At 69.9% G+C, this 19,346-nt stretch carries 17 protein-coding genes; 12 read left to right on the top strand and 5 right to left on the bottom strand.

Annotation, left to right across the window (positions count from 1 at the left end; genetic code table 11):
- Positions 1-2 precede the first annotated feature (2 nt).
- The 9 genes from AUL33_RS11885 (at position 3) to AUL33_RS11845 (ending at position 10,399) form a co-directional block, all read left to right on the top strand.
- The gene (locus AUL33_RS11885) at positions 3-893 is read left to right on the top strand and encodes an IclR family transcriptional regulator (protein ID WP_244492151.1); all 891 of its coding nucleotides are present in this window, start codon (positions 3-5) and stop codon (positions 891-893) included.
- 10 nt (positions 894-903) lie between these two features.
- A complete protein-coding gene (locus AUL33_RS11880; protein WP_062207913.1) occupies positions 904-2,073 on the top strand; it encodes an acetyl-CoA acetyltransferase in 1,170 nt (389 codons plus the stop codon).
- Positions 2,070-3,731, top strand: a complete 1,662-nt coding sequence (locus AUL33_RS11875) for an acyl-CoA synthetase (protein ID WP_062207911.1) — start codon at positions 2,070-2,072, stop codon at positions 3,729-3,731. Before AUL33_RS11880 ends, AUL33_RS11875 begins: the two co-directional genes overlap by 4 nt.
- 1 nt (position 3,732) lies before the next feature.
- The gene (locus tag AUL33_RS11870) at positions 3,733-4,590 is read left to right on the top strand and encodes a PCC domain-containing protein (protein WP_062207908.1); all 858 of its coding nucleotides are present in this window, start codon (positions 3,733-3,735) and stop codon (positions 4,588-4,590) included.
- The gene (locus AUL33_RS11865) at positions 4,587-5,339 is read left to right on the top strand and encodes an SDR family NAD(P)-dependent oxidoreductase (protein WP_062207905.1); all 753 of its coding nucleotides are present in this window, start codon (positions 4,587-4,589) and stop codon (positions 5,337-5,339) included. Before AUL33_RS11870 ends, AUL33_RS11865 begins: the two co-directional genes overlap by 4 nt.
- Before the next feature lie 79 nt (positions 5,340-5,418).
- Positions 5,419-6,282: an alpha/beta fold hydrolase gene (locus tag AUL33_RS11860; RefSeq protein ID WP_062207902.1), complete on the top strand. Its 864-nt coding sequence runs from the start codon at positions 5,419-5,421 to the stop codon at positions 6,280-6,282.
- Positions 6,279-7,115, top strand: a complete 837-nt coding sequence (locus AUL33_RS11855; protein WP_062207899.1) for an SDR family NAD(P)-dependent oxidoreductase — start codon at positions 6,279-6,281, stop codon at positions 7,113-7,115. Before AUL33_RS11860 ends, AUL33_RS11855 begins: the two co-directional genes overlap by 4 nt.
- A gap of 128 nt (positions 7,116-7,243) precedes the next feature.
- On the top strand, positions 7,244-9,805 hold the full coding sequence (locus AUL33_RS11850) for an FAD-dependent oxidoreductase (protein ID WP_062207896.1): 2,562 nt from the start codon (positions 7,244-7,246) through the stop codon (positions 9,803-9,805).
- A gap of 171 nt (positions 9,806-9,976) precedes the next feature.
- Positions 9,977-10,399 carry a metallopeptidase family protein gene (locus tag AUL33_RS11845; RefSeq protein ID WP_062207893.1) on the top strand — a complete coding sequence of 141 codons (423 nt, stop codon included), beginning with the start codon at positions 9,977-9,979 and terminating at the stop codon, positions 10,397-10,399.
- 7 nt (positions 10,400-10,406) lie between these two features.
- On the opposite strand, the gene AUL33_RS11840 is transcribed toward AUL33_RS11845, so the two are convergent.
- The 3 genes from AUL33_RS11840 to AUL33_RS11830 all read right to left on the bottom strand — a co-directional run bounded on the left by AUL33_RS11840 (position 10,407) and on the right by AUL33_RS11830 (position 12,275).
- On the bottom strand, positions 10,407-11,096 hold the full coding sequence (locus AUL33_RS11840; protein ID WP_082652555.1) for a TIGR02117 family protein: 690 nt from the start codon (positions 11,094-11,096) through the stop codon (positions 10,407-10,409).
- A gap of 76 nt (positions 11,097-11,172) precedes the next feature.
- Entirely contained in the window at positions 11,173-11,379 is a 207-nt protein-coding gene (locus AUL33_RS11835) for a DUF1737 domain-containing protein (protein WP_062207889.1), read from the bottom strand.
- The gene (locus tag AUL33_RS11830) at positions 11,376-12,275 is read right to left on the bottom strand and encodes a CoA ester lyase (RefSeq protein ID WP_244492149.1); all 900 of its coding nucleotides are present in this window, start codon (positions 12,273-12,275) and stop codon (positions 11,376-11,378) included. The genes AUL33_RS11835 and AUL33_RS11830 overlap by 4 nt, the downstream gene beginning before the upstream one ends.
- 228 nt (positions 12,276-12,503) lie before the next feature.
- Between AUL33_RS11830 and leuD the strand changes: the two genes are divergently transcribed.
- Positions 12,504-13,109 carry a 3-isopropylmalate dehydratase small subunit gene (leuD, locus tag AUL33_RS11825; protein WP_062207883.1) on the top strand — a complete coding sequence of 202 codons (606 nt, stop codon included), beginning with the start codon at positions 12,504-12,506 and terminating at the stop codon, positions 13,107-13,109.
- A 4-nt stretch (positions 13,110-13,113) separates the two neighbouring features.
- Positions 13,114-13,527, top strand: coding sequence for a RidA family protein (locus AUL33_RS11820; protein ID WP_062207881.1), 414 nt, complete (start codon positions 13,114-13,116; stop codon positions 13,525-13,527).
- A gap of 74 nt (positions 13,528-13,601) precedes the next feature.
- Here the strand turns inward: AUL33_RS11820 and AUL33_RS11815 are convergent, their stop codons facing one another.
- Complete coding sequence (locus AUL33_RS11815) at positions 13,602-15,689, bottom strand: methyl-accepting chemotaxis protein (RefSeq protein WP_062207879.1); 2,088 nt, start codon at positions 15,687-15,689, stop codon at positions 13,602-13,604.
- Between the two features lie 318 nt (positions 15,690-16,007).
- On the opposite strand from AUL33_RS11815, the gene leuB reads away from it, so the two are divergent.
- Entirely contained in the window at positions 16,008-17,123 is a 1,116-nt protein-coding gene (gene leuB / locus AUL33_RS11810; protein ID WP_062207877.1) for a 3-isopropylmalate dehydrogenase, read from the top strand.
- 74 nt (positions 17,124-17,197) lie between these two features.
- Here the strand turns inward: leuB and AUL33_RS11805 are convergent, their stop codons facing one another.
- A complete protein-coding gene (locus AUL33_RS11805) occupies positions 17,198-18,853 on the bottom strand; it encodes an MFS transporter (protein ID WP_062208287.1) in 1,656 nt (551 codons plus the stop codon).
- Positions 18,854-19,346: the final 493 nt, after the last annotated feature.

The following is a 19,346-nucleotide window of genomic DNA, read 5'->3' as shown; positions in this document are numbered from 1 at the left end:
CGGTGACGACGCTGGCCGGCCTCGGCGCCAGTCTGGGCAACGCTCTGCCCGGCGCGTCGGGCGCGCAGGCGGTGGAGCGGGCCTTCCGGCTCCTCTCCCTCGTCGGCGGCAGCGGCGAGCGCGGGCTGGCGCTGAGCGAGGCGGTGGCGGCAAGCGGGCTGAACAAGCCCACCGCGCGCCGGCTGCTCGTGGCGCTGATCTCGGCCCGCATGGTCGAGCAGGACGAGACGACGCGGCGCTATCACCTGGGATCCGAGCTCTACGTGCTCGGCCAGATCGCCTCGCGCCGCCACGGGCTCCTCGAAATCGCCGGCGAGAGCCTGAGACGGCTCGCCGCCGCCTCGGCTGACACCGCCTTCCTGTCGATGCGGCGCGACGATTTCGCCGTCTGCCTGCATCGCGAGGAAGGCGGCTATCCGATCCGCACCCACGCGCTGCAGGCCGGCGACCAGCACCCGCTCGGCGTCGGCGCGGGGTCGCTGGCCATGCTGGCGGCGCTGACGGACGCCGAGGTCGAGGCCGTCTTGGCGCGCATCGCCCCGGTGCTGGCGGCGCGCTATCCCGGCTACACGCCGGAGATCGTCGCGCGGGACGTCAGCCTCACCCGTGAGGCCGGCCATGCGTTCAATCCCGGCCGTGTCCTCGCCAATTCCTGGGGCATCGGCTGCGCCCTGCGCTTTCCCGGCGGGCGGCTGGCCGGGGCCCTGTCTCTGGCGGCGATCGACGGCCGCATGGGCGAGGACCGCCGCCGCGACCTCGCCGCGCTGCTGGCCAGAGAGGCCGCCGAGATCGAAACGAGGCTGGACCGCCTCTTCCGGGCCGAGGCCGGCGCGCCGCAGGGCGACGCCGATGCCGCGCCCGCCCCCATCCGGCCGAAGCGGCCGAAGACTTGAGGAGGACACCATGGCAGATCCGCAGATCGTCGGCTGGGCCCATTCGAAGTTCGGCAAGTCGGAGGCGCCCTCGACGCGCGAGCTGATGGCGGAGGTCGTGGGCCCCGCGCTCGACCATGCCGGGGTCTCGGCCGGCGACGTCGATGGCATTTTCGTCGGCGTCTACAACAACGGCTTCTCGCGTCAGGACTTCCAGGGCGCCCTCGTCGGCATGGCCTGCGAGGGTCTCGACCACGTGCCCGCCGTGCGGCTGGAAAATGCCTGTTCCACCGGGTCGGCGGCGATCAACACCGCGATGGACTTCATCGCCGCCGGGCGCGGCCGGATCGCGCTCGTGGTGGGCGCCGAGAAGATGACGGGCGTACCGACGGCGGAGGCCGGCGACATCCTCCTCTCGGCCTCCTTCCGCGAAGAGGAGGCGGACGTCGCCGGGGGCTTCGCGGGCCTCTTCGGCCGCATCGCCGCCAACTACTTCCAGCGCCACGGCGACCGCTCGCATGAGCTGGCGATGATCGCGGCCAAGAACCACCACAACGGGCTCGCCAACCCTTACGCCCACATGCGCAAGAATTTCTCGGTCGAGTTCTGCGACACCGTGTCGGAGAAGAACCCGCTCGTCGCCGCGCCCCTGCGGCGCACCGACTGTTCGTTGATCTCGGACGGCGCCGCCGCGCTGGTGCTGGCCGACGCCGAGACCGCCGCCGGCCTGTCGCGCGCCGTCGCCTTCCGCGCGCGGCGGCAGGTCAACGACGTGCTCGCCCTGTCGCGGCGCGACCCCATCGCCTTCGAGGGCGCCCGCCGCGCCTGGAGCGGTGCGCTGGAGAGCGCCGGCCTCCAGCTCGATGATCTCGACCTCGTCGAGACGCATGACTGCTTCACCATTGCCGAGCTCATCGAATACGAGGCGATGGGCCTCGCCGCGCCGGGCGAGGGCTACCGCGTGGTGCGCGAGGGCACGACGCAGCGCGGCGGCCGGCTGCCGGTGAACCTCTCGGGCGGGCTGAAGTCGAAGGGCCATCCGATCGGCGCCACCGGCGTCTCGATGCATGTGATGGCGGCGATGCAGCTCTGCGGCGAAGCCGGCGAGATGCAGCTGCCCGGTGCCTCGCTCGCCGGCGTCTTCAACATGGGCGGCGCCGCCGTCGCCAACTACGTCTCGATCCTGGAGCGCGCCAAATGAGCGGGACCGGCTCGACCGCGCCCGAGACCCCGCGCGGCGGCCTGCCGCCGGTCTCAACGCGGGTGATGAATCTCGCGCGCTTCGTCACGCAGGCCGCCCGCCGCGATCCCGCCGGAATCGCGCTCGTCTGGGGCGAGGCGATCTGGAGCTGGGCCGAGATGGAGGCGCGCATTGACGCGATGGCGACGGCGCTGACGGAGCGCTTCGGCGTCGCGAAGGGCGACCGCATCCTCGTGCAGTCGCAGAACTGCAACCAGATGTTCGAATCGATGTTCGCGTGCTTTCGCATCGGCGCGGTCTGGGTGCCCACCAACTTCCGGCAGACGCCGGACGAGGTCGCCTATCTCGCCAAGGCCTCGGGCGCCACCGGCCTCATCTGCAACGCCGCCTTCCCCGACCATGCCGCGGCGGTGCTGCGCGCGACCCCCGCCATCGGCTTTACGATCGCCATCGGCGAGGCCCCGTTCGGCCCCGCCTACGACGACCTCGTCGATGAGCATCTCGGGCGGCAGGTGCCGGAAGCCGCGGTGAACCGCGACGATCCCTGCTGGTTCTTCTTCACCTCCGGAACCACCGGCCGGCCGAAGGCCGCCGTGCTGACGCACGGGCAGATGGCCTTCGTGGTCAACAACCATCTCTGCGACCTGATGCCGGGCCTCTCCGGCGAGGACGCCGCGCTCGTCGTCGCGCCGCTGTCGCACGGGGCCGGCGTCCACCAGCTGACGCAGGTCGCCAAGGGCGTGAAGACGATCCTGCTGCCGACCGAGCGCTTCGACATCGAAGCGGCCTGGGCCCTCGTCGAGCGCTGGCGGGTCTCCACCCTCTTCACCGTGCCGACCATCCTCAAGCTCATGGTCGAGCATCCCGCAGTCGGGCGCCACGATCATTCGTCGCTGCGCTACGTCATCTATGCGGGCGCGCCGATGTATCGCGAGGACCAGAAGCGGGCGCTGCGCGTGCTCGGCCCCGTGATCACGCAATATTTCGGCCTCGGCGAGGTGACGGGCGCCATCACCGTGCTCGGCGCGGCGCTGCATTCGGCCGAGGACGGCGAAGGTGTGCGGGCCGGCACCTGCGGGGTGGCGCGCACCGGCATCGCGGTGGAGGTGCAGGACGAGGCCGGCGAGCCCGTGGGGCCGAACGAGACCGGCGAGATCTGCTGCGCCGGACCGGCGGTCTTTCCCGGCTATTACGACAACCCGGAGGCCAACGCGAAGGCCTTCCGCAACGGCTGGTTCCGCACCGGCGATCTCGGCCATCTCGACGAGGCCGGCTTCCTCTTCATCACCGGCCGCGCCTCCGACATGTTCATCTCCGGCGGCTCCAACGTCTATCCCCGCGAGATCGAGGAGAAGATCCTCACGCATCCGGCGATCGACGAAGTGGCGGTTCTGGGCATGCCCGATCCGCTCTGGGGCGAGGTCGGGGTCGCCGTCTGCGTGGTGCGCGCCGGGATGAGCGTCACGGAGGCCGAGCTGGCGGCCCATCTCGACGGGCGGATGGCGCGCTACAAGCTCCCCAGGCGCTTCGTCTTCTGGGAGGCGCTGCCGAAATCGGCCTATGGCAAGATCACGAAAAAAATGGTCCGCGAGGAGCTGGAGCGGCGCGGCGACCTGACGCCGCCGCCCGGCGACGCCACGCTGCGCCGGAGCGCCTGAGATGCGGCGCCTCGCCCATCCCGGCCCGCCGGCCGAGCCCCGGCGCGAAGCCATCGCGACGCGGCTGAAGAGCATCGCGGGCGAGCTGCGGCCCGGCGCCCTCGTCATGGACGAGGTGGCGCGCATCCTCGACGAGGCCGGCTGCCGGGGCGGCGTCCTCCATCTCGAGGGCGGGCGCTGCGAGCCGTTCCGCTACGTGCTGCCGGCCCTCTCCACCGACGGGCTGCACGCCGCCTGGTACAGCGAAACGATCGCGCCGCCGGACGGGGCCAAGCGCCTGCGGGCCACCGCCATCGTCGGCATGCGCGACGGCGCGCCCTTCCTGCATTGCCACGGGCTTTGGGACACCGGCGAGGGTGCCCCGCGCATGGGCCACATGCTGCCGCTGGAATGCCGGGTCGCCGAGCGTGTCGTGGTGCGCGGCCTCGCCTCGCCCGATGCCGGGTTCGAGGCGGTGGCCGACGCGGAGACGGCCTTCACCCTGTTCTCGCCGCGCGAGTTCGCCGGGTCTCCAGGCCCGGCGACGGGCCGGCACGGCCTCTTCCTGCGGCTGCGGCCGAACGAGGACGTCTGCACCGCCATCGAGACGGCGGCGGCGCAGGCCGGCCTTCGAAACGGCACGGTCCACGGCATCGGCAGCATCAACGAGATCGTCTTCGAGGACGGCGCGGCGGTGCGCTGCCTCGCCACCGAAATCGCCATCGAGACGGGGACGCTCGCGGCCGGGTCCGTCCGGCTCGACGTCGCGGCCGTCGACATCGCCGGTGCGGTGTCGCGCGGGCGGCTGCGGCACGGCGACAACCCCGTCGGCGTCACCTTCGAACTGGTGATCGCGGCGCATGAGGAGGAACCGGCATGAGCGCTCGCAGCATCGTCGTCACGGGAGCGGCCTCCGGCATCGGCCTCGCGACGGTCGGCCGGCTCCTGCGCGACGGCTGGCACGTCGTCGCCGTGGACCGCGAGGGCGAGGCCCTCGCGCGCTCCGCCGGGCAGCACGACGCAGGCGCGAAGCTCACGACGCGGACCCTCGACGTGACCGACGCATCCGGCATCGCGGCGCTGGCCGAGACCTGTGCGCAGGCGCCCGTGCCGCTACGCGGCCTCGTCAACTGCGCCGGCATTCCCGCCAACGCGCGTTTCTTCGACACGACGGCCGAACAGATGCGCCGGCTCTACGAGGTCAACGTCGTCGGCGCCTTCGCGCTCAGTCAGGCGCTGGCGCCGGTGATGACGGCGGCCGGCGGCGGCGCCATCGTCCACATCGCCTCCGTTTCCGGCATCAAGGGCAATCTCGGCCGCTCGGCCTACGGCGCCTCGAAGGGCGCGCTCGTCACGCTGACGAAGATCATGGCGGTGGAACTCGCCAGTGAGCGCATCCGCGTCAACGCCGTGGCGCCCGGCCCGATCGAGACGCCGATGGTGCGCGAGGCGCACACCGCCGCGACGCGCGAGGAGTGGCACCGCACCGTGCCGATGCGCCGCTACGGCACGCCCGAGGAGATTGCCGAGGCCGTCGCCTTCCTCTGCGACGAGGCCCGCGCCTCCTACGTCACCGGCCAGATCCTCGCGGTCGACGGCGGCTTCACCGCCGCCGGCCTGATGGCCTGAACCGGGCGCCTTCGGCTTGACCATCCCCTTCAAACCGCACGACGCCCCCCTCAAACCGCACGGCGCAAGGAACCCCGCGATGGCGACCCGATCCTTCATCACCTCCGACGGGGCCGATCTGTCCTATGTCGAGGAGGGCGACGGCGCGGCGCTCGTGCTGCTGCACGGCTGGTCGCAGTCGGCCGAGATGTTCCGGCACCAGATCGCCGAGTTTTCCAGGACGCACCGCGTCCTTGCCCTCGACTTTCGCGGTCATGGCGCTTCGCCCGATGCGGCGCGCGGCCATCGCATCTACCGCTTCGCGGCCGATCTCGCCGAGTTCCTCGACCATGCCGGGGTCGAGCGCGCGAGCGTCCTGGGCTCCTCGATGGGCAATTCGGTGCTCTGGGCCTTCATCGACCTCTACGGCACGGCGCGGCTCGACCGCCTCGTCTTCGTCGACGAGCCGGCCTCCGTGATGCGGCAGGTCGGCATGAGCGACGAAGATGCCCTCGACGCCGGCGCGCTGTTCGACGGCGAGACCATGCTGGCCGTGGCCCGGCAGATCGCAAGCGCAGAGGGCCACGCGGCGCGCGAGGGCTTTCTCGACGCGATGATCACCAAGGGCATTCCCCACGATCTCCGCGACGTCCTCCTCCGGATCAATCTACGCGCCGATCCCGCCGATATCGCCTCGCTCTTCGTCAATCACTGCGCGATCGACTGGCGGGACCTCTTCGCGCGCGTCGATCGGCCGACCCTCGTAATCGGCGGGCGCGTCAGCCACGTGAACCCGCGCTCGCAGGACTGGATCCATCGCCAGATCCCCGGCTCGCAGCTCGTGGTCTTCGAGGAGGCCGAGGGCGGCGCGCATTTCCCGTTCCTCGAAGCGCCGGCCGCCTTCAACGCCGTTCTCGCTCGCTTCCTCGACGCGCCCGCCCCGGTGATCGAGGCCGCGCCATGAGCGCGCTCGCGCTTCCCGCGCATGCCCCCGCCCCCTCGCGCCGGCTGGCCGGGCGCACGGTGCTCGTGTTCGGCGCCGGCACGTCCGGCCCCGGCTGGAGCAACGGACAGGCGGCGGCCGTTGCCTATGCGCTGGCCGGGGCCGACCTCGTGGTGGTGGATCTCGTGAAGGAGCGGGCGCAGGAGACCGCCCGGCTCTGCGAGGGTGCGGGCGTGCGCGCCCTGCCGCTGGCCGCCTCCGCCACCGACGGCCAAGCCGTCGAAACCGTCTTCGCGCACGCGCTCGACGCCTTCGGCGCGATCGACGTCCTCCACAACAATGCGGGGATCGCCGAGGTCGCGCCCACCGCCGAGATGAGCGACGAGACCTGGGCGCGCGCCTTCGCGCTCAACGTCACCGCGCCCTTCATCGCCTGCCGGCTCGCCATCCGCCAGATGCGCGCCCAGCCACGCGGCGGCGTCGTCACCAACATCTCCACCGTCGGCTCGCTGCGCTATTGCGGCATCACCTATGCCGGCTATGCCGCCTCGAAGGCGGCGCTCAACCAGCTGACGAGTTCGATCGCGCTCGAACACGCCGCCAACGGCATCCGCGCCAATGCCGTGGTGCCCGGCATCCTCGACACGCCGCTCGTCCACAACCAGCTCGGCGCCCGCTTCGGCGGCGACATCGAGGCGGCCCGGCGCGAGCGCGCCGCGCTCTGCCCGATGGGCTTTGCCGGCGACGCATGGGACGTCGCCAACGCCGCCGTGTTCCTCGCCAGCGACGAGGCGCGCTACATCACCGGCCAACTTCTCGTGGTCGATGGCGGGCTCTCCTCGCGCTGCGCCTGACGGGGCGTCGGGCGCGATGCCGCACGTCGCATTGGGTCGCGACGAAACCGTCCTATGTCGGAAATAGGACTGCATCGGCGCCGCGCCCCGCCTATGCTGGCGCCCGAATGGCAATCGGAGCAGCAGACTTGTCCGGGTTTCCCACCAAAGCGAACGTCGTCATCATCGGGCTCGGCGGGATCGTCGGCGCCTCGGTCGCCCACCACCTGATCGAGCGCGGCTGGGACGACATCGTCGGCATCGACGCGAGCGGCATCCCCACCGACGTCGGCTCGACGGCGCATGCCTCCGACTTCTGCTACACGACCAGCCACGACTTCCTCTCGTGCTGGACGACGCTCTACTCCATCGATTTCTTCGAGAAGATGGGTCACTACGCGCGCGTCGGCGGGCTCGAGGTGGCGCGCGTCGGGGACGATGCGCGGATGGACGAGATCCGGCGCAAGGTCTCCTCGGGCAAGGCGTTCGGCACGCGGGTCCGCCTGATCGAGCCCGCCGAGATCAAGGAAAAATTCCCGCTCATCGAGGAGGACCAGGTCCAGGGCGGTCTGTGGGATCCCGATGCCGGGCTCGTCATCCCGCGATCGCAGACCGTCGCCGGCAAGCTCGTCGACCAGGGCGAGGCCGCCGGCAAGCTCCGGGCCTTCGCCAACACGGCCGCGCACTCGCTGGTCATCGAGAACGGCCGCATCGCCGGCGTCGTTACCCCGCGCGGCACGATCATGGCCGAGCACGTCGTGGTCTGCGCCGGCATCTGGGGCCGGCTGATCGCCGAGATGGCCGGCGAGGACCTGCCGGTCATGCCGGTGGACCACCCGCTGACCTTCTTCGGGCCCTACAACGAGTTCGCGGGCACCGGCAAGGAGATCGGCTATCCGCTGATGCGCGACCAGGGCAATTCCGCCTACATGCGCGACACCGGCGACCCGACCACCGCCGAGGGCGGGCAGATCGAGTGGGGCTACTACGAGGAGAACGATCCCCGCCTCTGCCACCCCCGCGACATCCTCTCCAAGCGCGAGGCGCGGCTCTCGCCCTCGCAGCGCGACCTCGACATGGAGCAGATCCTTGAGCCGCTGGAGCGCGCCATCGAGCTGACGCCGATCCTCGGCGAGCTCGGCTACAACGAGAGCCATTCCTTCAACGGCCTGCTGCAGGTGACCTCGGACGGCGGCCCCTCCTGCGGCGAAAGCCGCAAGGTGAAGGGCCTGTGGTACTGCGTGGCGATCTGGGTGAAGGACGGGCCGGCCTACGGCAAGCTCATCGCCGACTGGATGACCGACGGGCGCACGCAGATCGACCATCACGCGATCGACGTCGCGCGCTTCTATCCGCACCAGCTCACCGAGGAGATGATCTTCGAGCGCTGCACCGAGACGGCGAAGAAGATCTACAACCCCGCCGTGCATCCGCGCGAGCCCTTCTCGCTCGGACGCGACGTGCGCCGCTCGCCCTTCCACGCGCGCGAAGTCGCGCTCGGCGGCCACTTCATGGAGCTCGGCGGCTGGGAGCGCGCCCACGGCTACGCCGCGAACGCACCGCTGCTCGAAAAATACGGCGACCGCATCCCGGTGCGCGAGAACGAGTGGGACGCGCGCCATTTCTGGCGGGTGTCGAACGCCGAGCAACTCGCCATGAGCGAGGATGCCGGCATCATCAACCTCTCGCACTTCGCCATCCTCGAAGTTTCCGGCCCCGACCACGTCGCCCTGCTCGAATGGCTCTGCGCGGCGCGGATCGGGGGCGACGCCAATATCGACAAGGGCATCTACACGCACTTCCTCGACGACGAGGGCATGGTGCGCTCCGACCTGACGGTGCTGCGCCTCGCCGACCGCCTGCGCGTCGTCGACGGCGCGGACGCCGCACCGCGCGACTTCCACTACATCACTGAGGTCGCCCGCGAGCGCGGCCTCGATGTGACGATCGAGGACCGCACGAGCGACCTCGTCACGGTCGGCATCTGGGGCCCGAACGCGCGCGCCAAGCTGCAGGGGATCGTCGAGGACCCGGCCGCGCTGGAGGCCGCGGCCTTCCCCTTCGCGGCGCTGAAGCCTGTGCGGATCGCGGGCGTCGACGTCCTCGCCTTCCGCATCTCCTATGTCGGCGAGCAGGGTTTCGAGCTGCACGTGCCCTATGCGGACGGCCTCGCGGTCTGGGACGCGCTGGCCTCGACCGGGGCGGTGCCGGTGGGCATCGAGACCTATGCCAACTCGCGGCGCATGGAGAAGAGCCTGCGCCTGCAGAACGCCGATCTCCTGACCGAGTACAATCTCTACGAGGCGGATCTCGCGCGCCCGAAGGTGAAAGACGCCGATTTCCGCGGCAAGGCCCGCCATCTCGAATATCGCGCCCGCGAGCGCCAGCCCGCGACGCTCTGCACCCTCGTGATGACGGGGAATACCGACCGCAACGGCGTCGCGCGCTATCCCGTCGGCATCCTGCCGGTGCTCGACCCGGCGACGGGCGAGACGCTGGTCGATGCGCTGGGACGACGCTCCTTCACCACCTCGATCGCCTACGGACCGTCGATCGGGCGCACCATCGCGCTGGCCTATCTGCCGGCGGATCATGCCATCCTCGGCCGGGCGCTCGAGATCGAGTATTTCGGCGAGCGTTATCCGGTGGAGGTCGCGGCGGTGGGCTCGCGGGCGCTCTACGATCCCGAGAACCTCAACCCGCGCAGCTGACGCGCGGGACGGCGGACGGACGAGCCGCGCCATCGCGCCTCGCGGGCAAGGTGTGACGGCGAGGCCTGCTTCACCACGCGGGCGTTGAAATTTTCGCCCGCCGGCCGAACTTGTGGCAACAGGATCGGCGCGGGCTCCAGTGCGAGCCCGCGCATTCGTCACGGGGACCGCATGGGACAGTTGGATCAGACGAGCGACTGGGGCCGCCGGCTCGCGCCGAGCCTCGAAGAACTCGAATCGCTCGCGCTCGAAGCCTATGCGGCGCTACCGGCCGAGTTCCGGGCGTTGTCGGGCGAGATCCGGTTTTGTGTCGCCGACTTTCCCGAGGAGGACGTGATCGAGGAAATGGGACTGGAGAGCCAGTTCGACATTCTCGGCCTGTTCGAGGGGCGCGCGGTGGGCGCGCTCGGCACCCCCGTCACCGGCGAGATGCCGAACCGCATCCTGCTCTATCGCCGGCCGATCCTCGACTATTGGGCCGAGCACGAGGAAAGCCTGGGCACGCTGGTCGGCCACGTGCTGATCCACGAGATCGGCCACCATTTCGGCTTGTCGGACGACGACATGGAAGCGCTGGAAGCCGCCGCCGACTGAGGCTGGCTCAGCCCGCGTGGAGGTCGAGCCCCCAGAGGAGGTTCGGCGGCAGCGGCGACCAGAAGCCGGTGCGAAGGCCGGCCGCGCGCAGCGCCGCCGCCGTCCAGGTGTTGCAGCCCACGAGCACGTTGAAGCGCCCCTGTGCCTCGTAGAAGCGGTCGAACGGGCCGTAGGCGACGCCCGGCAGAACGTCCGGCGTGCCGTCGCGTCCCGGCACGAAGCTCGCCTCGATGAAGCTCACCAGCGCCTCGAACGCGGCATCGCCGAGCACGACGCGGCGCACGCCCGGCACGCTGTCGTCGATGGCGCCGCCGAGGCCGACATGCAGCACCGAGCGGTCGAGCGTCAGCGAGCGCCAGAGCGCATCGAAGGTGAGATCGGCCCAGGTCGGCGTCTGCGTGTAGAAGGCGCGGCCGCCCCAGCCCACCACGATCGTGCGAAGGTCGGGATGGGCCAGCGGCAGGCCGTCACGGGCGAGAAACCCGAAGCGCTCGAGGAGCTCCGGCGTCGCCTCCAGGGCGATGTCGGTGTGGATCGGGTTGGCGACGAGCGTGACGACATGCGAACCCGCCCCCTCACCCGCCGGCGCGAACCCGCCCGCCCCGCCGCGCGGCAGCACGACGCCGAGGACCATCAGCCCGGCGACGACGGCGAGGCACGCCAGCGCGAGAGCCAGCGCTCGGGCGAGAGCTTTCAAGAGCGGGCGATCCAACGCGAGCGGCGGCCGACCTCGTCCATGAGCTGGCGATGCTCGCTCGCGACGGCGGGTGCCGTCACTGTTGGCCGAGCTTCATGTCGGGCTCGTAGGTCTTGCCCTCGACGGTCTTCACCACGGCCTGCGCGCATTTCATCACGCCGGCCGCCGCGTCGAAGCCGTAGGCCGGGCTGCCCTGCAACTCCCAGCCCTTGGCGAGCGCGTCGCAGATGCGGTGGCAGAAGGCGGCGTCGTCGGGTCCGGTGATCAGGCGATAGAGCTTCATGGGGTGGTCTCCCTCGATTGGATGGCGATGAAATGGGCGCGGGCGAGAAGCGCTTCGGCGCGCACGAGATGCAAGCGCTCGACCATGCGGCCGTCCAGCCGCACGACCCCGCGGCCCGCCGCGGCCGGATCGGCGAAGGCCGCGACGATGGCTTGCGCCCCCGCGATCTCGGCCGGGCTCGGCGAGAAGGCGGCCTCGGCCGCGCCGACCTGCGCGGGATGAATGAGCGTCTTGCCGGAAAAGCCGAGGTCGCGCGCGGCATGGCATTCGGCGGCGAACCCGGCGGCGTCGGAGAAGTCGTTGAAGACCCCGTCGAGCACGGGCACGCCGGCCGCGCGTCCGGCAATGAGCACCGGGCCGAGCCAGGGCATCAGTTCGGAGCGCCCCGGCGAGAGGCGAAGGTTCGCTTCCGCCACGAGATCGTTCGGCCCGACGACGAGCGCGCCGAGGCGATAGTGCAACGCCGCGTCGGCGATGGCGAGCGCGTTGGCGACTCCCCGCGCGGTCTCGATCATCGCCCAGAGCCGCAGGGTCGTCGGGGCGTCGGTCTCGATCAGGGCGCCGTCGGCCTCGCGCAGCCGCTCGGGGCCATCGACCTTCGGCAGGAGGATCGCATCCACCCGCGCGCCCCGCGCCATCAACAGGTCTTCGGTGCCGTGGCGGGTTCGCAGCGGGTTGATGCGCACGACGCGCAGCGGGTCGCCGGCGCGCCTCGGCACCGCCTTCAGATGGGCGCGCAGGCTCTCGCGCGCGGCGTCCTTCTCCTCGTCCGCGGCGGAATCCTCGAGGTCGAAGATCAGCGCGTCGGCCGGGATCGCGGCGGACTTGGCGAGGGCCCGCGCATGGGCGGCGGGAACGAAGAGCACGGAGCGCAGGAGCGGTTCGACGGGCAGCATGGCCCTCCTCTGCCCCATCGGCGCCGGGCGGGCAAGCGGTGCGCGCCCGGCTCCCGACCCATGTTCCGCCGCCGGTTTTCGGCAAGAGCCTTGTTTTTGATCCGGCTTGTCCGACAAGGAAGAGCAGCCCCTTCCTCTGGAAATGCTCGGGGCATCTTGGGTGCGGGGCGTCGCGGGTGTAGGACGGGGCCTCCCATCGCCCGATCGCCCGTTCGAGGACCGGTTCCCATGCAGAAGTTCGATCACCTGACCGGCGTCGCCGCGCCGCTGCCCACGATGAATGTCGACACCGACATGATCATCCCGAAGGACTACCTGAAGACGATCAAGCGCACAGGCCTCGGCGTCGGCCTCTTCGCGAACCTGCGCTACCGCGAGGACGGGTCGGAGAACGAGAGCTTCGTGCTCAACCGCTCGGCCTACCGCAAGGCGGAAATCCTCGTCGTCGGCGACAATTTCGGCTGCGGCTCCTCGCGCGAGCATGCGCCCTGGGCGCTTCTCGACTTCGGCATCCGCTGCGTGATCTCGACCTCGTTCGCCGACATCTTCTACAACAACTGCTTCAAGAACGGTATCCTGCCGATCCGCGTGACCCAAGCCGAACTCGACGCCCTGATGGGCGATGCCGAGAAGGGCGCGAACGCGACGCTCTCGGTGGATCTCGCCGCGCAGGAAATCCGCCGCCCCGATGGCGGCACGATCGCCTTCGAGATGGACCCGTTCCGCAAGCATTGCCTCCTCAATGGGCTCGACGATATCGGCCTGACGCTGGAGCGCGAGGGCGACATCACGACCTTCGAGCAGAAGCTCGCCGTTGAGCGTCCCTGGGCCTAACCGGATGACGGCCGGGACGGAGGACCCGCAGGCCTGCGCGGGACGCCGGCTCGTCTCCACCGGTTCGCCCTTCGAGCGGCAGGCGGGCTATTCGCGCGCCGTCGCCGACGGCCCCTGGTGCTTCGTCTCGGGCACCACGGGCTACGACTACGCGGCGATGACCATGCCGGACGATGTCGGCGAGCAGGCCGAGAGCGCGCTTCGAACGATCGAGGCGGCGCTGCGCGAGGCCGGTTTCGCGATGAGCGACGTGGTGCGCGTTCGGTACATCATCACGGACGCCGCGTTCCAGGACGCCGTGTTCGCGGTGACCGGGCGCTGGTTCGGCGAAATCCGCCCGGCCGCCACCATGATCGTCGCCGGTCTGATCCGGCCGGAGATGAAGGTCGAGATCGAGGCGACGGCCTTTCGCCGGTGACCCCCGACAAGGCGAGGCCCGGATGCTCCCCGCATCCGGGCCTCGCCTTGTCGTCTTCGGATCGGGTGCCGGGATCAGGCGCTCATGCGCTCGAAGCCACCTTCGTTGCCACCGAGATCGAAGTCGAACCCGTCATCCGCAGGCGCCTTCGAGGCCTTCGCCTTGGAAGCCGGGCGCGAGGCCGCGAAGGTCGCGGCGTTCGCCTGAAGGCGATGGACGGGCAGTTCGCTCGCCGGTGCATGCGCCTCGCCGACGGCCGCAGTCGGCACCGAGGCCGTCTCGCTCTCGTTCAGCTTGAAGAACGCAGCGCGCTCGTTCAGGCGTCCCGCTTCCGCCGAGAGCTGCTCAGAGGTCGCCGACATTTCGTTGGCGGCACCGGCATTGGCCTGCGTCACCTGATCCAGCTGCTGGATCGCCTGGTTGATCTGCTCCACGCCGATCGTCTGCTCGCGGCAGGCGGCCGAGATCTCGGTGATCAGTTCGGCCGTGCGCTGGATATCCGGCACGAGATTGCCGAGCATGCGGCCTGCCTCTTCCGACGCCGTCAGCGTCTGCGACGACAGCGTGCCGATCTCGGCCGCGGCCTGCTGCGAGCGCTCGGCAAGCTTGCGCACCTCGGAGGCCACCACCGCGAAGCCCTTGCCGTGGCTCCCGGCGCGCGCCGCCTCGATCGCCGCGTTCAGCGCCAGAAGGTCGGTCTGGCGGGCGATCTCCTGCACGACCTGAATCTTCTGCGCGATGATGCGCATCGCCTCGACGGAGTGGGCCACGGCCACGCCGGTCTTCTCGGCGCTGATGCTGGCCTGCGCGGCGATCTTTTCGGTGGTCGATGCGTTGTCGGCGTTCTGGCGGATGTTGGCGGTCATCTCCTCCATCGCGGCGGACGCCTGCTCGGACGCCGCGGCCTGCTCGGTCGAGCCGGACGAGAGCTGATCGGCGGTCGTGGCGGACTGGGCCGAGCCGGAGGCCACTTGCCCTGCCGAACCGCGCACGTCCGAGACGATCGAGGCCAGATGCTCGCGCATCGCGTTCATCGAGCGCAGGAGATCGCCGATCTCGTCCTTGGCCCTAGCATCGACGGAGGCGGTCAGGTCGCCACTTCCGATGGCGTCGGCAAGGTTGAGCGAGCGCTTCAGACCGCGCGAGATCGAGACGGCCATGAAGGTCGCGGCCAGCGCGCCGAGAAGAGCGGCGGCCGCGACGAGCGCGGTCAGCATCAGCCGGGTCGACGCGTAGGACTGCGTCGTGTCGGCGACGAAGTCGGCGGCGACGCCGCGCTCGGCGTCGAGCTGTTCGCGCAGACGGCTTTCGAAGCGCTCGGCGACCGGCAGGACCGTCCCGCTGTTGAGTTCGGAAGCGCGCGTGTTGTCGTTGGAGAGACCGCCGGCCACCCACTCGTCCATGGCGGTGCGGAAGGCCGCCCAGTTCTTGTCCACCTTGTCGACGCGCGGCAGGAGGTTGGTGCCGACGGCGCCGCGAACCTGCTTGAGAAGCGAGTCCATCTGGGTCGCGCCGGCCTTCACGTTCTTGGCGATGGCGGCGAGCTTGGCGTCGTCGCTTTCGAGCAGCGCCTGCGCCGAGATCATCTTCAGCTCGGGAAAGCGGACGCGGATGTCGGCGATGACCTGCTGCGCGATGACGCTGAGCGGCGTCTGCGTGGCGTTCTTGATGGCGCTCTGGAGTTGCAGGAGATCACCGGAAATTCCGCGCGAAAGCGGCTCGGCCTTCGCCATCGCCTCGATCGCGTCGGAGCGCCGCGTCGTCATCGCCAGCGGCAGGGCCTGGCCGAACCCGGCCTTCAACTCGGCCAGCGTGCCTTCGAGATCGGTGGCCTGCGCCCGGCGCTCGGCCGGCAGCGCGGCGAGATAGGCCGTCAGCGTCGTCGCGAGCGCCGCGTTCGAGGCCTCGAACTCGGTCACCAGTTCGTTGGTTCCGGCCTCGTCCTCGCTGAGCACGATCTCCGCCAGCGCGCGCCGCGAGGCGTTCTGCATCGTCAGGAGATCCGACAGGCGCTGGACCTGTGCGAACGGCCCGTTCGCGAACGCGTCGGCTCGCTCGTTGGCTGCCCCCAGACTCTGGATGCCCGCCCAGCCCGCAACGGCCGACAGAACCACGACGGATGCGAAGGAGGCGGCGAGTTTGGTCTTGATCGACAGTCTCATGGGGGCCTTCGACGTTGGGATCCGGAAGGGATCGCGATGACATCAACGTGAGCCCACGACCTGAAGGGCTGGTGAATCCGCGGGCATGCCGGAGCCGGTATTCCCGTCGATGGTTAAGGCACCCTGTGCGTTCGTCTGCGGCGCGGCGTCCCCGTTTCCTCGTTGCGCGACGACCGCCCGCGACCCGGCGCACCGGCCGGAGGCTCGGCATGATCGGGCAAAAAGCCTTTGGCCCGCGGGGCGGCGTCGTTGTAGGAGGCAGGCGACGACGACCCGGACGCCCCATCCCCCCAAGGCCCCTGCGAAGGACGAGACCCCATGACGACGCGCAAACTCCTGCTCCTGCCCGGCGACGGAATCGGCCCCGAGGCGATGGCCGAGGTCGAGGCGATCGTGGCGATCCTCAACGCCGAGACCGGCGCGGGCTTCGAGACGGAGCGCGCGCTCGTCGGCGGCGCGGCCTTCGACGCACACGGGGCCCCCATCTCGGATGCCGACATGGCGCTGGCGATGGCCGCCGACGCCGTGCTCTTCGGCGCGGTGGGCGGGCCGAAATGGGACACTGTCCCCTACGAGAAGCGCCCGGAGGCGGGCCTGCTGCGCCTGCGCAAGGACATGGCGCTGTTTGCGAACCTGCGCCCGGCCATCTGCTACCCGGCGCTCGCCGAGGCTTCCTCGCTGAAGCGCAAGCTCGTCGATGGGCTCGACATCCTCATCCTGCGCGAGCTCACGGGCGGCGTCTATTTCGGCGAGCCGAAGGAGATCGTCGACCTCGGCAACGGCCAGAAGCGCGGCGTCGACACGCAGGTCTACGAGACCTACGAGATCGAGCGCATCGCACGGGCCGCCTTCGAGGCCGCCCGCACCCGGCGCGGCAAGGTTACCTCGATGGAGAAGCGCAACGTCATGAAGACGGGCGTCCTCTGGAACGAGGTCGTCACCCGTGTCGGCCGCGAGGAGTATCCGGACGTGACGCTCGAGCACATGCTGGCGGACGCCGGCGGCATGCAGCTGGTGCGCGCGCCCAAGCAGTTCGACGTCATCGTCACCGACAATCTCTTCGGCGACATGCTCTCCGACATCGCGGCGATGCTGACGGGCTCGCTCGGCATGCTGCCGTCGGCCTCGCTCGGCGCGGTGGACGCCGCCACCGGTCGCCGCAAAGCGCTCTACGAACCCGTCCACGGCTCGGCGCCCGACATCGCCGGTCAGGGCATCGCCAACCCGATCGCGATGATCGCCTCCTTCGCGATGATGCTGCGCTACTCCTTCGCGATGCAGCGCGAGGCCGACGCGCTCGAGGCCGCGATCGCCTCGGTGCTGGAGAACGGCATCCGCACCGGCGACATCATGGCGCCGGGCGCCCGGCAGGTCGGCACGCGCGAGATGGGCGCGGCGGTGGCCGCGGCCTTCCGCGAACGGCTCGCCGCCTGACGCGTTCGGACCCCGCACGAAAAAGGCCCCGGCAGCGATGCCGGGGCCTTTTTCATGGCGTCAGTTGCGTTCCGTCAGTCGACGAGACTGGCGTTGCGCTTCTCCCGCACGAAGATCGCGCCGATCACCACCGTCAGCAGGGCGAAGCCCACCGGGTACCAGAGGCCGGCGAAGATATCGCCGGTCGAGGCGACGATCGCGAAGGACGTCGCCGGCAGGAGCCCGCCGAACCAGCCGTTGCCGATATGGTAGGGCAGCGACATGGCGGTGTAGCGGATGCGCGTCGGGAAGAACTCCACGAGCGCGGCGGCGATCGGGCCGTAGACGATCGTGACGTAGATCACCATCACGGCCAGAACCGCGATGACCTTGATCGCCTGCCAGTTGCCGAGCGCGGCGAAGAACCCGTCGACCTTCACCTTGGCCGCGTCGTCGGCGGCCGGATAGCCCGCCGCGATCATCGCGGGGGTCAGCGCCGCCGCGAAGGTCTTGGCGTCGGTGAAGGGGATCGTCGTCGCCCCGTTGATCACCAGTTGCGTCGGGCTGCCCGCCGCGCCCGGGGCCTGCGTGTAGCGATAGGCCTGCTGCGACAGGGTTCGCCGCATGATGTCGCAGGGCTGCGTGAAGGTGCGGATGCCCACGGGATCGAAGAGCGAGCCGCAGGTGGCGGGATCGGCCACGACCTGAACCTGCACGTTGTCGATCGCCGACGCGTAGGTCGGGTTGGCGAACGAGGTCAGCGCATGGAACAGCGGGAAGTAGGTGAGCGCGGCGAGGAGGCACCCCGCCAGGATCACCGGCTTTCGCCCGATCCGGTCGGACAGCGATCCGAAGATCAGGAAGCCCGGCGTGCCGATGATCAAGGACCAGGCGATCAGCACGTTGGCCGTCAGCAGATCGACCTTCAGGATGCTCTGGAGGAAGAAGAGCGCGTAGAACTGGCCGGTGTACCAGACGACGGCCTGGCCGATGACGAGGCCGAACAGCGCGATCAGCACGATCTTGCCGTTCTTCCAGGTGCCGAAGGCCTCCTTCAGCGGCGCCTTGGACTGCGTCCCCTCTTCCTTCATCTTCTGGAAGACGGGCGACTCGTGCATCTGCATCCGGATGTAGACGGAGATGGCGAGGAGCACGGCCGACAGCAGGAACGGCACGCGCCAGCCACCCTCGAGGCCGAAGAACAGCGGCAGCGAGGTCTGGAAGGCGTCTTCGCCCATGTTGATGCGCAGCGTCACGATCACGGCGAGCGAGAGCAGCAGCCCGAGCGTCGCGGTGGTCTGGATCCAGGCCGTGTAGAACCCGCGTCGGTTGCGCGGTGCGTGCTCGGCGACATAGACGACGGCGCCGCCATATTCGCCGCCCAGCGCCAGGCCCTGCGCCATGCGCAGAACCACGAGGAGGATCGGCGCGGCGACGCCGATCTGGTCGTAGCTCGGCAGAAGGCCGACCGCGAAGGTCGACACGCCCATGATGAGGATGGTGAGGAGGAACGTGTACTTGCGGCCGACGAGATCGCCGAGCCGGCCGAAGACGAGGGCGCCGAACGGACGCACGAGGAAGCCGGCGGCGAAGGTCAGGAGCGCGAAGATCGCCTGCGTCGACGGCTCGAACTGCGAGAAGAACTGCCGCCCGATGATCGCGGCGAGCGTTCCGTAGAGATAGAAGTCGTACCACTCGAAGACGGTGCCGAGCGAAGAGGCGACGATCACCTTCCGCTCCGCTTTCGTCATCGGCGTGCGCGCCGGAGCGCCGGCGGCGCTCGGTTGATAACTCGTCACGTGCATTTCCTCCCGAACTGCCATGCGGTGGACAGTGTCGCGCCTCCCCCGGCGCAACCTGGACGCTAACGACTTTTTAGGAAATGGAAAGCGCGCCGACGCGATTTCGCCACAATCCGGCAAGGCTCTCGCAATTGCGTGATCGCGGACGCTCTTCGTCCTCTTCGTGGAACTCCTGGCGTAGCTGCGACTTATCAGAGCAACACAGCTCAACGGAGAGAGATCATGATCCGCGGTATCATCAAGACCCTGCTCGTCGGTTGGGTGACCAAGAAGTTCGCCCAGCGCAGCGCACGCCGCAACGGCACGGTGGCAGGCAATTCGTATCCGGATCGCCGCGTCTGATCGCTCGACGGCAACAGACAGATCGACGAGGGCCGATCGTTCCGAAAGGAACGATCGGCTTTTTGCTGTCCGGTGGTCGAACACCCGATGGCAACCGGGT

This window comes from Aureimonas sp. AU12 (genome assembly GCF_001463705.1).
In the GTDB taxonomy this organism is placed as follows: domain Bacteria; phylum Pseudomonadota; class Alphaproteobacteria; order Rhizobiales; family Rhizobiaceae; genus Aureimonas.
This window is presented reverse-complemented; position numbering and strand designations above follow the sequence as displayed.